Origin of the sequence: Legionella saoudiensis, assembly GCF_001465875.1 — a bacterium.
Taxonomy (GTDB): Bacteria; Pseudomonadota; Gammaproteobacteria; order Legionellales; family Legionellaceae; genus Legionella; species Legionella saoudiensis.
On sequence record NZ_LN901322.1, the window covers coordinates 243742 to 259337 of the forward strand.

Below are 15596 nucleotides of genomic sequence, written 5' to 3' on the forward strand. Positions count from 1 at the left end.
TGTACTTAGAAGGGCGGATTTAGAATCATGAAACAAAGCTCCTTACAAAGTATGTGGCAATTTATGAGTGGCGGTCAGATTTTTGATTATAAAACCAAAATGATGATTCAGGTGAGTAATCGTATTTTTCACTGGGCTGTCTTAGGTTTTGTCGTGCTTTTTTCGCTGATTATGGTGTTTTATGCCTCGTCTGAATTAAAACTGGTAGCGCTTGACCACATTTCAAGGTTTCTCGTGAAATTCCATAATGGGGAGTATGTGTTATGGACTAACCTCAATGGGAGTAAAATCACAGCGCTTTTTTATCAAAAAAGCCCTCTTATTCAAGCATCCGTACATCTGGCTCAAGAGGCTCTTTGGCGAAAAGCGCAAATTTCTTTAATTTTTGGTGGGGCGGTGTATTTGTTGATTACGCTGTTGTTTTCTCGTTTCTTTATTAAATTAGGTGAAAAATACACCAAAGATCAGTTTGTTTCCGGTACGCGCTTGGCTGACTCGCCTAAAGAAACCATCAAATCAGTCAACGAATCACAACGTGGTGCTTCAGAAATTAAACTGTTGAATCGCTTACCTATGCCTAAGTATTCTGAAAAGCAAGGAATGTTGTTTCATGGCACAACGGGTGCTGGAAAAACCCAAGCCATGATGATGCTTTTGGAGCAAATTAGGGCGCTGGGCGAACCGGCAATCATTTATGATAAAGAATGCACCATTAAACCTTATTTCTTTGATGAGCGCATTGATGTGGAACTTAATCCCGTTTCAAAATTATGCGCCAATTGGAAAATGTGGCGAGAATGTGCCAATCCGTTGGAGTTTGGCTCTTTTGCCACGTATTTAATTCCTAAATCAGTTCAAGGCAGCGATCCGTTTTGGGTGGACTCAGCAAGAACCATTTTCACCTCGATGGCATGGAAAATCAGAGATTATGCAGAAAAAGATCCCGTGTTTCTTCTACAGTTATTACTTACCACCTCCTTGGAGGAAATCAGGAATATTCTCAAAGGGACTGAATCTGAAAATCTGGTGAGTAAGGAAATTGAAAAAACGGCCATTTCCATCAAATCGGTTCTGGCTACGTACACAAAGGCGCTGCGCTTTCTTGAGGGACTTGAAAAGTCGGGTAAAGAAGACTTTTCGATTAAAGAGTGGATTGAAAATACAGCCGATCCTAAAAAGTACAATAAAGGGTGGTTATTTATTACGTCACGCTCCAAATACCATAAAGAAATAAAGCCTTTAATCTCTTTATGGTTAGGACTTGCTATGCAAGGAGTGCAATCCTTGGTGGCTAATAATAAGGGCCGTATATGGCTTGTCATGGATGAATTAGCGAGCCTGCATCGTTTAGAAACCATTTCAGACACTCTGGCAGACATTCGTAAATTTGGTGGGTGTGTTGCCATTGGCATTCAATCCATTGCGCAATTAGATTTTATTTATGGAACCCATGAAGCCGGAGCCATTGCGGATCTACTCAATACTTCCATTTATTTTAGGAGTCCAAAATCGAAAGTCGCTAAGTGGGTTTCCGAAGATTTAGGCCCACAAGTGATTAACGAGATGAAAGAAAGTCAGTCTTATGGTCCTGATTCTGTTCGTGATGGGAATACGGTGGGCTCGCAACGTACCAAGCGAAATACGGTCGAAGAGGGCGATATTATGACGCTTGATGACATGGAATGCTATGTTCGTTTGGTAGGCAATCATCCCATTACACGTTTGAAAAACCAATACATTGAGCGTAAAGAAATTTGCGTACCTCTTATTGAGCGAACTATCAATTTTGATGCATTGGAAAAAGTAAATCACCGTGCATTGATGGTTCAAAATAATCCTCAACGAAATGATGACGTTAAAAAAATCCATCAATTTGAAACACTGGCGCATGAGGTATCGGATAAGGATTTAGTGCCTCCTGAATCACCGTATGCAGAATCCCAAGACCAAGCGGACACGAATAAAAACGACACCGATGCGATTGAGTTGCGTGAGGCATCCATTGTTATAAAAGAAATTTTTTAAGTCATCCTGGGAGGTATGATGCTGACCTTAAATAAAATAAGTGCGGCCAAAGACGCGGTGCATTATTACACCACACAAAATAATTATTATTTAAGCGATCGAGATTCGCTTAATAGTCTGTCACGATGGATTGGCAATGGCGCACAAAAGTTACAATTGTCCGGTCAAATTGAGCCGTCGCAATTTTTGCAATTACTAGACGGACAATTACCCAGTGGTCAATTGCTGGGAATTATCGATAAAGGAGAGCGTCAGCATCGCCCTGGAACCGATGTGACTTTATCAGCACCTAAGTCTGTATCTATTTTAGCCTTGGTGGGGCAGGACGAGCGCTTGCTGCAAGCCCATCAAGAAGCCGTGACCATTACTTTTGGTCGCATTGAGCAACTCGCTGCAGAAGCACGCATTACATTTAATGGCGAAACCACCTTTGAAAAAACTCGCAATTTGGTAGCCGCGATGTTTGTCCATACAACCTCACGTGAATTAGATCCTGATTTGCACACGCATCTACCCATACTTAATATGACCGAGCGTTCCGATGGGTTATGGCGCTCTTTATCGTCACGAGCCAAAAACGATAAAGAACATCTGGATCATGGTTTTCGTGAATTAATTTATTCCAATCAACATTATTTGGGATTGGTGTACATGTCCTCCTTAGCAAAAAAAGTTAAGGATCTGGGCTATGATATTCGCATTAAAGACCGGTACGGTAATTTTGAGGTGGTGGGTATTAGTGATGAGGCCATTACTGCTACATCAAAAAGGCGTGTACAGATTCTTGATGATATGAAGGAGCGTGGCACAAGCAGTGCAAAGGCTGCCGAGAAATCTAATTTATCAACGCGCAACCCCAAAATGGAAATAGACAGCCAAGTACTGCATCAACAGTGGGTAGAAGAAATTAAAGAGCTTGGTATTGATTTGAGGGGTGTAATCCAGGAATCCAAATTAAATATTGGGCGAGGAGCGGTTAAAAGCACACAGATTACCCCTTTAAGCCCTGATGCGCAAAAAGCCGTGAATGATGCGCTGGCTCATTTGTCCGAATATTCAACCCAAATCCAGCATGGGGCTTTGGTGCGTCAAGCTATGACTTTTTCAGCGAGTCTTGTGGAGCATGAGGACATTGAGCGGGAAATTGAATCGCTTTTATCTGTAGAGACACTCCAGGGAAACCCCTTGGAATATTATACAACGGCATCTCTTCTTGCCCGCGAGAAAGATTTTATTGCAAAAACCACCAACGAGTTAAAAGCCAGTTTTTCGATTTCGGTGCCCAATCATGGGCTCACCTCTTCGGTATTTAAAAATAACGAGCGCATTCAAATCATTGATGTAGCCGGTTTTCGGTGCGAGAAAGAGCTGATACAAGACATGGTGCATCTTGCAGAAGCTAATCAACTCAATTCCTATGTGTTGCATCCAGGCAGTCTAAAAACACAGCAACTGCGAGCAGACATCAAACATTTGGATACAGGATTTATTTCCAGGATTAAAAATTTGTTTAAAGATGATATTGTGCATACGGTGTCTGGGTTTCAATATCATTATGGAAAACACATCAAAGCATCACCTTTTACGAAAAAAAAGCAAGATTTAGTGATTGTTCATGATGCACAAAAACTTTCTTTTGATGATTTATCCGCGTTAAGCGATATGACTCAAGCAAGCCAAAGTAAACTCATTTTATTGAATAACTCAGCAGGAACCTTAGGTTTTAGTGCAGGAAATCCGATTAAGGTTTTAAAAGAGCAGGGCATTCATTCGTATCAATCGTTAACAACCCCTATCAAAGGAGAACTGAAGCTATCAGTTGGGAAACAAATCAATGAATCCATGAGTGCCGCTTGGCTTCAATTGACGCCAGAACAACAACAAAAAAGTGCACTGGTTGCTTTGAATAGCAAACAAAAGGAGGCCATAACGCGCCAGATACGAGAAGGGCTGGTGCAGCAAGGGCAGTTATCAAGGCAAATGAAAAAGGTAGCAGTTCTCGCGACAGTTTCCTTAACTCAAATGGAAAAAGGATATGCCCACTCTTATAAAACGGGCGATAACATTACGTTTTATAACGAAGGGCGAATACCGAAGCACTATAAGGTGTGTGAAGTCAATTCCAATGGGCTGCAGTTAGAAAATGCCCAAGGCAAGACAAGCTTGTTTGCTTATGACACCAAAGAAGACTATCGTGTCTCACGAGAAAAAATATTAGAAGTCGCTGTTGGTGAACGGTTAATCAATGAACAGTCTTTATACCATCAGCGCGTTAAATATGCGCCCAAAAGTTCGTTTGTTGTGTCAAAAATTACTGAAGAGGGCATTTATGTACGTCATGAGTCCGACACTATATTTTTGACTAATAAAGTGCTGTCCGAACACCATTTTAATTATGATTATTGTAAAAAACCGCATGAGATAAAACCAGAAACCACTCAAGTGCTTGTGGCGGCAAAACCGTACCAGCTCAATCGTAACCTCATCGGAGAAATTGGTGAAAACGCGCAACAGGTACTCTTATTTACGGATGACGAACCAAAGGCGCAGCGTTTTTTAGAGCGTGAGCAATTGAAATGGACTGCCTATGAGGTGCAACAAAAAAAGCCCGATTTAGTCTACCGTGATATAGCCTATGCCAATAAGGCATTGGCACGAGAAATCAACTCGTTAATTCACCTTCTTGAGCTTAAATCAGAAGACAAAGAGGGCATTGCAGCTACAGCGCTCACGTATGCGCTTGCTAAATGCACTGAACGCAATGCAGCCTTTAAACACAGTGATTTAATGACCCATGCGTTAATGCATGCATTAGGAGAGGCCGATTTTGAAGACATTGCCCCATTATTGAAAGCGCGAATGGCCGATTCGCTGGTGTATTTGGATACCTATTGGACGACCAAAGAGGCGTTACACATTGAAGAGGCAATACTTAAGGCCAATTACCAAGAGCAAAATACGGTACAACCTATTGAGCTGTCTGCACAAAAATTATTGTCTTTACCTGAAACCTTAACGCAGGGGCAAAAAGATGCCATCACGTTGGTGGTGAGTACCTCCGACCGCTTTGTATCCATTCAAGGACTTGCTGGTGTGGGCAAGACCACGATGATGCGGCATGTGAAAGACATTGCGCAAAGCAATCAGTTTCAAGTCCTTGGACTTGCGCCGACGCATAAGGCCGTAGAAGAGCTTAATGTAAATGGCATCAAGGCGCAGACTGTGGATAGTTTTTTACGCAATGACGGTGGGTTGGGTACCAATCATTTAGTCATTGTGGATGAGAGCTCCATGATTGATAATGAGAAGTACCATGCTTTACAGCAAAAATGCATTGACACCCAATCACGAATGGTGTTTACAGGGGATATTACGCAGTTGCAATCGCTGGCTTCAGGGATTCCTCATGAGCTCACCATTAAAAGCCAATCGCAAAAAACAGCGTTTATGACGGAAATTGTGCGCCAAAATCCGAATCCTGAATTAAAAAAAGCAGCAGAGTTTGCATCACGTAGAGAAATTGGTAAGGCTCTTGAGCTCATAAAAAACATCGATTCTGAAGAGTATGTACAGCGAAAAACACCTGTACAGGGGTTGAATAATTCATCACTGGTTGAAATTAATTGTATTAATGAGAAAGGAAAGAAGGACTATAAATCCATTTATCGTGCAATCGCTGAAGACTTTCTCAGCCGGACCCATGAGTGTCAAAAAAATTCGCTAATAGTTGCCCATGCTCATGAGGATAGAACACCCATTGAAGTGTTAATACGTGAAGGATTGCACAAACAACATCAACTACACGGTCAAGATGTGCCTTGTAAACGGTTATTTCCAATCAGTATGGATCAATCCGATCAGGTGCGAGCCCAGTCTTTTGAACCTGGAGATGTCATTCGGTTTGGTAAAAATTATTCGGTGGCTAAAAAAGACGAATATTTCACGATTAAATCCATTGATAGGGAAACAAATAAATTGTTTTGTGTTGATGAGTCACAGGTTCCATTTACAATCAGTGCTTCCATTTTACCTAAAACAATGCCTTCATTCTATAAATCGCATGAGCGGCCTTTGGCTTCTGGGGATCGGCTTCGATTAAAACGTAATGATAATGCTCGCAGCATTATTGCCAATGAAGAGTATGTGGTCACACAGGTTTTTGGCGAAACGGTCGCTTTAAGCAATAGTAAAAATCAGGTAACGCTTAATTTAAAAAAACAATCGGATCAACATTGGGACTATTCCTATACGAATACGGCTTATTCCAGTCAGGGTGCTACATCCAAGCTCATAATTGCCTTGGAATTAGAAGACCGTCTTGTTGTGACCACACACCGATCTCATGAAATTGATGCAACTCGTGCTAGCCATCAAGCAACTTTTTATACCGATAATCTTGAAGGATTAGTCAAAAGACTTGAAGAGCCCTTGAAACAGCGCGATGCGGATAAAACCTCTGCTGTATTGACCGAAGAGGCTTATCGCTTGAAGCAACAGAAACAGCAAAGAATCAGTATGCAATTAATGGAACGAGCTCAAGAACACATTTTGGAAGAATCTAAGGAACAGATAAACGATTCTCGACCTACAAAAAAATATGAGTCTCTTCAAAAGCCGTCCATTAATGCAGAAGAGCTATATAATGGCTTATTGAACGTATCCGATTCTTTAGTTAAAAGTCTTTTAGGTGAGCCGAATCATCGATTATCAACCCAATCTGAATATCGATATGGAGCCAAAGGCAGCTTGAAAATTGATCTTGATTCAGGTCTTTGGCACCATTTTGAGACAGGGGAGTCTGGTAATCTATTTCATCTTATTGAACGTGAGAAGGGTTTATCCGGTTTTAAAGAAACTCTGGAGCATGCAGCGCAATACATCCATTACATTCCTGAATACGAGCGTAAAGCAACGCAAAAATTGAATGAGAAAAAAGAGATGGAAGTCAAAGAAGGGAAACGTCAACTGGCTCAAAAATTATTTCAACAATCGCAACCTATTAAAGGTACAATCGCTGAAAAATACTTAATCATTCATCGTGGATTGGCTCATTATGAGCATGCTGATCTACGGTTTTGTAGTTCAGTGTATACCAAGTCCCAAGATGGGCAAAAACATGTTCCCGCGTTACTGGCTTTTAGTAAAGATGAACAGGGCAACATACATCATGTTCAGATCACCAAATTAGAACCTAATTCTGCTAATAAAGATAAATCGTGTGACTCTGTGAAACAAACGTTTGGGTCAATCAGTAATTATTTTGTCAACTTAAATCACCATGGTAAAGGCGATCTTGCTTATTTTACTGAAGGGGTTGAGACCGGATTAAGTATCCTTCAAGCCAATGAACATGCGCGTGTCTATGCTGTCTTGGGGAAAGCAAATTTTTCAAATATTGATCCAAAAGATAGTCCCAAACAGGTGGTTATTTGCTTGGATAATGATGGGAAGGACACTTATAAATATGCAAAAAATGAACAAACAAATACGATTATAAAAGCAGCTCAGAAATTACACGATTCTGGTATCCATGTGTCCATTATGATCCCCAAAAGAGAAAATACCGATTTAAATGATGTGCTTGTTAAGGAAGGGAAGGACGAGCTTAAAAAACAATTAAATCGGCTCATGAATTTAGAGGAATTTAAAAAACAATGTGTTTTAGAGAACAAGGAGCCGGATCTCAAAAAAATAAATCAGGATACACAAATTCAGTCTTTGATAAAGCAAGAATGTAAATTTAATGCAAAAAGCGACAATGAGTTTATACGACTCAATCAAGGATTAAGTAATGGAATTAAAGAGCGTGTGTGTAGCAAAGAGTTGTTAGAAAATACTCGTACTATTAATAAATTATGGTCTAATCGAGAAATGGAGCGCGAACTTTAAATAAGTATTTAAATGAATAGCCTGACCTGAACCATACATGTTCTGCAATTTTTTTCATTAGGGCATTTCTGTGCAACTTATTCATGTTTAATGAACAGAGTTTAATATGCTAAAAATTGGTATGTGAGAATCATTGAAACGAAAGTTAATATGTTTTCGTCCCAAAGGTGACAATTTAGCATCATTAAAATGATTAATAAAATTACACCATTTTAGCTGTAAAAAAATAGTAAAAAAAATTAATTATAAGATCTTTGAATCTTATTTATATTTAAAATATGTACAGTATCTCCACTTAGAAAACATAGTCAAAGCAAAAGATGCAGGAAAACGTAAAGGAAGTAAGCCCATTGCCAAGATTTACAAAAAGAATTGACACGCCTTGTCTTAGAACTGGCTAAGCACTAATATCTAGTGAGGCTACTGTATATAGAATTTTAAAAAACAAAGATACCCTTGAGAGTTACACGATAGATAGCATAGCTCAATACCAAATAAAAAGATCAATTTGATAAACATCTTTCATTAATAAGGCCTCAATAGATGAATTATAGCCAAGAGCTCCCATCAACATTAAGCCATTTTATAGGGCGTTATCTAAAGATAAAAAAAAATAAGCCTCTTATGATTGGCATACTTGCGATGTTTACAATTTATGCATTAGAAGGATCAATTTCTCCTTATTTATTAGGGAAAATGGTTTCTATTGTGAGTAATTATAGTTCAAGTGACCAGTTTTTATCACTCATTATCTTGCCGGCTATATTTTATGCAATCATGCCTATGATAACTAACCTCGCTGTTAGATCAAAAGAGTATTTTGAGGCATGTTTATACCCCACAATGAAATCAGACATTAAAAAAGACATGTTTGAGTACTTATTAGGTCATTCTTATGAATTTTTTGAAAGTAATTTCTCGGGTACATTAACTAAAAAAATAATAGATATTTCTGAAAATATTGAGGAATTACTTAAAATCGCTTCAGGCTGGATCTATAACTCTGTTTTAGGAATTTTAATTGCTGTGCTCACTTTGTATCTATTTGTGGGTAGTATTTATGCATTAATTCTCTTTATATGGGCAATCCTATTTGTTGGTATTTCATTTATTACTGCGGATACAACACAGACCTCCTCAGCAGAACTAGCAAATTCCAAAACAAAATTAAGCGGTTACCTTTCTGACTCTATTAGTAATATTTCTAGTACCATATTATTTTCAGGTAGTACTAAAGAGTCTAAAACGATTCAAAAAGCGGTCACAGAAGTAGCAAAGTCTGAGAAAAAAATACAATGCCAAATGATTAAAGTGTTTTTTTACCAGGGGTGTTTAGTCACTGCATTAATATCAGCTTTTGTGGGTGCACTAATCTATGGCGCTCAAAAACATTCTATTCATGCAGGTGATTTTGCTTTAGTACTTAGCATCGCACTTTCATGTTTGATGATGATATTTGGATTAGGGCAGCAAATTTTGAAAGTACATCAACTGATTGGTGCATGCAATGATGCATTAAGCTTCATTAAAATCCCGCATGCCATTATCGATAAGCCTAACGCTCCTCCATTACAGGTTTCAAAAGGTGAAATTATTTTCGACAACATCAATTTTTCATATCCTAATTCTCCACTTCTTTTTACTCAACTTAAACTTTCTATTGCAGCAGGGGAAAAAATTGGGGTTGTAGGCAAGTCAGGGAGTGGGAAGTCATCCCTTTTGAAATTATTACTGCGTCTTGTACAACCATCTTCTGGAAACATCGTTATTGATGAACAAAAGATAAGCGAAGTTCAATTCGAATCCCTTCGTTCGCAAATAACAATAATTCCTCAGGAAACGCAATTATTTCATCGAAGTATTTTTGATAATATACACTTTGCTAACGATTCTGCAACAAAAGATGAGGTTATCAGTGCAGCAAAAAAAGCAAATTGTCATGAGTTTATTATGAACTTGCCGGAACAATATAACACACTTGTTGGTGAACGTGGTTTAAAGCTCTCTGGTGGACAAAAGCAACGCATTTCTATTGCTAGAGCATTCCTTAGAAATACGAAAATTCTAATTCTTGACGAAGCAACCTCTTCATTAGACACTGAAACTGAACAAGCCATACAAAAATCGTTGCATGAAGTAATGCAAGATAAAACAACATTGATTATTTCACATCGACTTTCAACTTTAAAGGAAGTGGATACTATTGTGGTACTTGATAATGGGAATATCATTGAGCATGGCAGCCTGGAACAGTTAACAAAAAAACCGGGTGGTGTTTTTGCAACTCTTTGGAAAACTCAAGTAGGGGGATTTATATTTGCAGAATAAAGTGATGTTGGTTAGCCTCGTTGCTCAAGATAACAAAGAATCACTTTTTTGGCAGGTAACAGAATCCCATGTTACCTGCCTTTTAATAAATTTGGAATCATACGTTCAATCATGGCTAATGCAGTTTCAGCATCATAAGCACCAATTTTAGACAAATCTTTGTTGTATACACTGTATAAAATTTCAGTAATAATTTGTATGGATCGAACACTATTCTCAAGCAGTAATTGGGTTGATTCATCAGTCTTATTTTCTAAAGATTGTAGATAAATACGTGCGCCAAAAGACAGCATTTCTGCTGCGGTTACATTTAATTCTTTGCCATTAATTTTTGCTATTTTATTCAACGAATGTAGAGTATCTGCGCCAATATCAATAGTTATTTCCATAACGATTCACCCTCTTCTATAGGTAATGTTTTAAGACCAATTCCGTTCATTTTAAATCGAACTTCTTTGTAAGAATTATTCTGAAATCCTGAGAAATTATCATTTAAATATTCGATAGTTTTTTGTTTTATTTCTTTCAAAGAATCGTCATTAATATTGGATGAAATAACCAAACTTTGATAATGGTTGTGATACATTAAATGGGGTATGGAGGCATGAATTTGTTCAATCATTTTTCTTATATCTTGTAATGGATTTTCATTTTTTTTATGTGGTGAAATCTCATTATGCAGGCAAAATTCTAAAAGAAATTTTAATGCTTTTGCAGGCGAAATATCTGATGAGCCTCGTTTTTGTAAATCAAATTGATGTGCAATTTTATTTAAGTACTCCCGCTCATATTCTGAAATACGCAAGGTAATGACATCATTTTCTTTCATAGAAGGGCTCATTTATTGAATCAATACAAGTATACAATAGTATTATTTATGTATACAACTGTATTTTAAATTGGATATTTGTTGATTTATAAGGGATCTATGTATACAGTTGTATACATGAGGGATTTACTTTAAATTACCTTTTTTAAAGGCTTGTTGAATTATTTATATATAAATCACATGGTTATGTGTAAATTTTTTAAAGCAATCACATTGCGTGGTGTGTGTAGAATCAGAAAATACAACTAGGCACAATCCTTGTGAAGTACTACTATTAGTATAGTTAGAATGATGGATTATGGAATAAATAAAGAGCGCGAGCCTTTGCGCGTTTGTGAAGGAATAAATTAGTTATCTAAATAGGATAAAAAAATGAAACTATTTTTTCAAAAGGATGCGATAATTGATCGTATAAAAAAATTAATACAATTACTCATCCGAATTAAAGATTTTGTATTAGAACCACCACCAGGTTATCTTGAATATCAAAAAGCCATTGCATCAAAAAATGAACATTTTAATTACATGGAAAATGAATATTTTAAACGGCATATTTTACCTTACATGATTAAAGGTCATAGTGTAAATCAGGGCGACCATTCTTCCATTAATCAGCAGCAATTATTTAATAACCATTCACAAGATACTTTTAGAGTAAATCCTGTCACTGGCCTGCCTATGATTGGTTCCTATGATGCGGGAGGGAATCCATTTGGTTTTAATTACAATCACTCCATGCATCATCATATTAATCATCATACCAGCTTTAGCAATATACATACGAGTAACCAATTTAATTCATTTGATTATTGGAATAGATAGTTAACATGAAAAGCCAGCTTGGAGCTATTAGATCAGAAAAGGCATGCTCTTGAATCCAATCAAGCTGGTGAGAGTGTCAATCAATGTGTACGGACTTTAAATATCACGTAATGTAAGTACAAACAGCCCAAGCTTAGTTTTTGTGGTGAAGCTTAACGCGAATACTGCAAATTATGCTGAACAATTACCGATTAGGGTTTTTAGCATAAACATACAAAAATAGCATCAATTTCTATTTGATTGGTGCTGTTTAAATAGGTTTCAATTAAGTATTCAGATTGTTTGTTCGGATCTTCGTCATCTTCAAAAATGGCCTGAGTAATTTTTTCTATAATATTCATAGAACCGCCCCTTATGTAAAGGCCGTAATTTAAGTTTACGGCCTGTTTTATCTGCTTAATCAATCGCGGCATAAATGTCAGTAGCTTCTTTGTGGTATTCGATGTAATCCCGCAACAAATAATATTGATGGATTGTTTTATCCGATTTAGTTTTCCAACACAGTTGATTAAGAACACATAGGGTTGTAATAATTCCAGCAGCATCTGCACTCACTTCACCATCATAGCCGTTGCCTTCCACATATATGGGAAGTGGCTCGTCCATGTCGGGAGCTAAATAAAAACCACGATTGCTCAATTCGTAAAAATGCCAATAGCCGCCTTCGTAAGAAGAGCATATCACTTTTAATGTGTTGTAGATTGCTTGTTCTGCCCTTATCATCATGGTGCCAAAATGTTTAGGCAAAAAAGAAAGGCGTTGCTGATCGCTAACTAGTTTTGAAGTAATGATTGTTGTCATTTTTGATCCTTAATGTTTTCTATTATGTTCCTAAGTGAACAAATACATTATGGCAAAAACCAGTAATTTTGTCAACAAAATACATCTTTTAAATTGACGCTTTTTGTTATTATATGACGATGCTATTTCATTCCACGATGTAATTTATTAGCTTCATCGGAATTGATTTGTTGCGTTCTTGTTATAAATTCAGACGCGCTAAGCCTTTGACCTTGATCTAGCTCAAACCTGCTTATAGATGCAACAGGGTGAGGGGGCTTTCTTGTTCCCAAGTGACTCGCACAAGGTATTCATCCTGTATTTTTATATAGATAATATGCGCATAGAAAATTATTGCCTTTAAAAAATCGCTCATGCTCAATCCAATCTTGAGAGTTTTTGTCAATTGGCCAGCAAGGTGTGTGTATTTGATCGTTTTTATAATGATTTTTTCCTTTGAATAGGTCATTTAAAAAATTTTTAAGCCCCTGGCTTCTAAAATAAGTATGCCTCTCGTCACCATAATGTTTAAAAAATAGTTCGGAAAATCGCTCTAAGGGGCTTTTTTCGATAACAAAAAAATATGGTCAAAGGAGGGGTTTAAGAATCAAATAGCGTTTAATATCAGGCCTTTTTAGCAGCAAATTATTATTGTAATATAATTTTAAGCGTTGAAAATTGAGAAAGCTGTGGATAGAATAACTTAGGGTAATTAATCCACCTACTATATATAGCGTTATCAAAAACTCTTTTACACTCACATCCATTGCTTACTCCATAATTCCTAAATCAAAAATCTTTAAATGAGGACTTTTAACGATCGGTTAATTATAACATTCTTATGGGTAATTGGCGTGTACGGTGATTCAGTTACGTTGCACATTCTGTTAAAATTACATTAATGACAATCAATCTTATTTGATTTTGAGTGCAATCGGGTTATAATATAATTAACCATACCCGCCACGCCTCTTAACAATGCGGACCAGGGCGGGTTATTTATTTTATGCATTCAAAAATGGTTTTTAATAAACCACCTCTTTCCATACCAGAACAAATACATCACTTACGGCAAAAAGGGCTGTTGCTGGATAATGAACAAGAAGCTAGTCAGTATTTGACGACCATTGGTTACTATCGTTTGATGATTTATTTTAAACCTTTTCTCATTAGCTCTGCGACAAGCTCTCACCAATTTAAACCCAACACGCGATTTTCGGATCTTTTAAATTTGTATGCATTTGATAGGGAGCTGCGCTTATTAGTTATCGATGCCCTAGAGCGAATAGAGGTTTCTTTTCGTACCGCTATATCAAATGCCATGAGTTTGAAATATGGCGCACATTGGTATCTAAGCATGGATTTATTTTCTTCGGCTGAGCAACATCAAATGTTTTTGGAGGAGGTTAAATCACATCTGAAACGTTCACACGAAGACTTTATTAAAACGTATTATGCTAAATATAATCATCCAGAACACCCACCAAACTGGATGGTCATGGAATGCATTTCTTTTGGTACAGTGTCCAAGCTCTATGCCAATATTAAAGATCGTACTGTAAGAAAAGAAATTGGTGATACTCTTGGACAATATAGTGAGATCATCAAATCATGGATGCGCTCACTGACTTATACCAGAAATTTATGTGCTCACCATTCTCGCTTATGGAATCGGTTTTTCGTCAATAAACCCAAGGTTTCAGAAATAACAATATCTTTTGAACATAACGAAAGCCCTTTCTATCTTCAAGCTTATATTATTCATGCATTATTAAAAAACAGCTCGCCAGGCAATCATTGGCGCAAACAATTGTTTCATCTTATGCAAAATCATCCTTCTATACCCTTTTCAAAAATGGGATTTTCTGAGTATTGGGAACAAGATGGTTTATGGTTGTTGGAATAGATAATCTCAATAAACCAATTCGATAACACTTGATGGGAACACCTAATACCTTTTGTTATTGGGGTTATAGAGCACAACCCCAATAACTCCGTTATTAATTTTTTATGTCTGCGCTAGCTACATTGCCAGTTATAATACTTTGCTGCAATTGCGATGCGATATCATTCGGTAACTGCGGCAATAAGATCGTACTGGATTTGTTATGTGACCCTATTTCTTTTAATGTATCAAAATATTGAGTAATCAATACCAAGTTCATTATCTCTGCAGACGATACCCCCGGTACGGACTTTTGGAAATCTTCTACAGAATGGCTTAGCCCATTGATAATTGCTTTTCGTTGATTGGCTGTTCCTTCACCTTGTAATCGCTTGCTTTCTGCTTCTGCCTCTGCCTTTTTGACCATCAATATTTTTTCTGCTTCTCCCTTGGCTTGAGCGGCAACTTGCAATCGTTGTTGTTCGTTAATTTCATTCATTGCATTTTTTACTTTGGCTTCTAACTCTATGTTCGTTACTAATGCTTTGATAATTTCAAATCCAAAGTCTTGCATTGTGTCGGTTAAGTGGCTTTTAACGGCATTAGCAATGCTGTCTTTTTTTTCAAAAATATCATCCAAGATCATTGTTGGCGTTTCAGAACGAACTAGATCAAGGACATAGGCTGTAATTTGTTGCGTAGGATCTTCCAATTTATAGTAAGCATCATAAACTCCGCCATCTTTGATGCGATATTGCACGGAAACTTGAATTTGGACAATCACGTTATCTTTTGTCTTGGTTTCGACTTTGACATCTAATTGTTGAATTCGTAACGATAACTTACCGGCAATCCAGTCAATAAAGGGTATTTTAAAATTAAGCCCCGCATGTGCAATAGAGTGATATTTCCCTAAGCGTTCAATAAGTGCAACTTCTTGCTGTTTGACAATAAACAGACCTGTCAAAATAAAAATTAACAAGATAACAGCGATACCAATTAATAGTTCGATCATCATTTATATAACTCCTTATAGTT

Annotated in this window: 10 protein-coding genes; 5 read left to right on the forward strand and 5 right to left on the reverse strand. The window is 37.3% G+C overall.

Annotated elements, in window-relative coordinates:
- Positions 1–27: 27 nt before the first annotated feature.
- The 3 genes from traD (at position 28) to BN3124_RS05495 (ending at position 10242) form a co-directional block, all read left to right on the forward strand.
- Positions 28–2025, forward strand: a complete 1998-nt coding sequence (gene traD / locus BN3124_RS05485) for a type IV conjugative transfer system coupling protein TraD (protein WP_058533797.1) — start codon at positions 28–30, stop codon at positions 2023–2025.
- A gap of 15 nt (positions 2026–2040) precedes the next feature.
- Positions 2041–7914, forward strand: coding sequence for a conjugative transfer relaxase/helicase TraI (gene traI / locus BN3124_RS05490; RefSeq protein WP_230849091.1), 5874 nt, complete (start codon positions 2041–2043; stop codon positions 7912–7914).
- 543 nt (positions 7915–8457) lie between these two features.
- Entirely contained in the window at positions 8458–10242 is a 1785-nt protein-coding gene (locus BN3124_RS05495) for an ABC transporter ATP-binding protein (protein ID WP_058533799.1), read from the forward strand.
- 71 nt (positions 10243–10313) lie between these two features.
- Here BN3124_RS05495 and BN3124_RS05500 read toward each other — a convergent pair whose 3' ends face one another.
- Together BN3124_RS05500 and BN3124_RS05505 are read right to left on the reverse strand one after the other, a co-directional pair.
- Complete coding sequence (locus tag BN3124_RS05500; protein WP_058533800.1) at positions 10314–10631, reverse strand: hypothetical protein; 318 nt, start codon at positions 10629–10631, stop codon at positions 10314–10316.
- Entirely contained in the window at positions 10622–11071 is a 450-nt protein-coding gene (locus tag BN3124_RS05505; protein ID WP_058533801.1) for a hypothetical protein, read from the reverse strand. The genes BN3124_RS05500 and BN3124_RS05505 overlap by 10 nt, the downstream gene beginning before the upstream one ends.
- A gap of 372 nt (positions 11072–11443) precedes the next feature.
- Here BN3124_RS05505 and BN3124_RS05510 point away from each other — a divergent pair, with 372 nt between their 5' ends.
- On the forward strand, positions 11444–11893 hold the full coding sequence (locus BN3124_RS05510; protein ID WP_058478556.1) for a hypothetical protein: 450 nt from the start codon (positions 11444–11446) through the stop codon (positions 11891–11893).
- A gap of 200 nt (positions 11894–12093) precedes the next feature.
- Here the strand turns inward: BN3124_RS05510 and BN3124_RS16985 are convergent, their stop codons facing one another.
- Both BN3124_RS16985 and BN3124_RS05515 read right to left on the reverse strand, forming a co-directional pair.
- Positions 12094–12306, reverse strand: coding sequence for a hypothetical protein (locus BN3124_RS16985; RefSeq protein WP_149865209.1), 213 nt, complete (start codon positions 12304–12306; stop codon positions 12094–12096).
- Positions 12290–12694 carry an antirestriction protein gene (locus tag BN3124_RS05515; protein WP_058478557.1) on the reverse strand — a complete coding sequence of 135 codons (405 nt, stop codon included), beginning with the start codon at positions 12692–12694 and terminating at the stop codon, positions 12290–12292. The genes BN3124_RS16985 and BN3124_RS05515 overlap by 17 nt, the downstream gene beginning before the upstream one ends.
- Positions 12695–13691: 997 nt before the next feature.
- On the opposite strand from BN3124_RS05515, the gene BN3124_RS05530 reads away from it, so the two are divergent.
- Positions 13692–14579 (forward strand): Abi family protein, encoded by an 888-nt coding sequence (locus BN3124_RS05530; protein WP_230849092.1) that lies wholly within the window; start codon positions 13692–13694, stop codon positions 14577–14579.
- A 94-nt stretch (positions 14580–14673) separates the two neighbouring features.
- Here BN3124_RS05530 and BN3124_RS05535 read toward each other — a convergent pair whose 3' ends face one another.
- Positions 14674–15576: an SPFH domain-containing protein gene (locus BN3124_RS05535; RefSeq protein WP_172462864.1), complete on the reverse strand. Its 903-nt coding sequence runs from the start codon at positions 15574–15576 to the stop codon at positions 14674–14676.
- Positions 15577–15596: the final 20 nt, after the last annotated feature.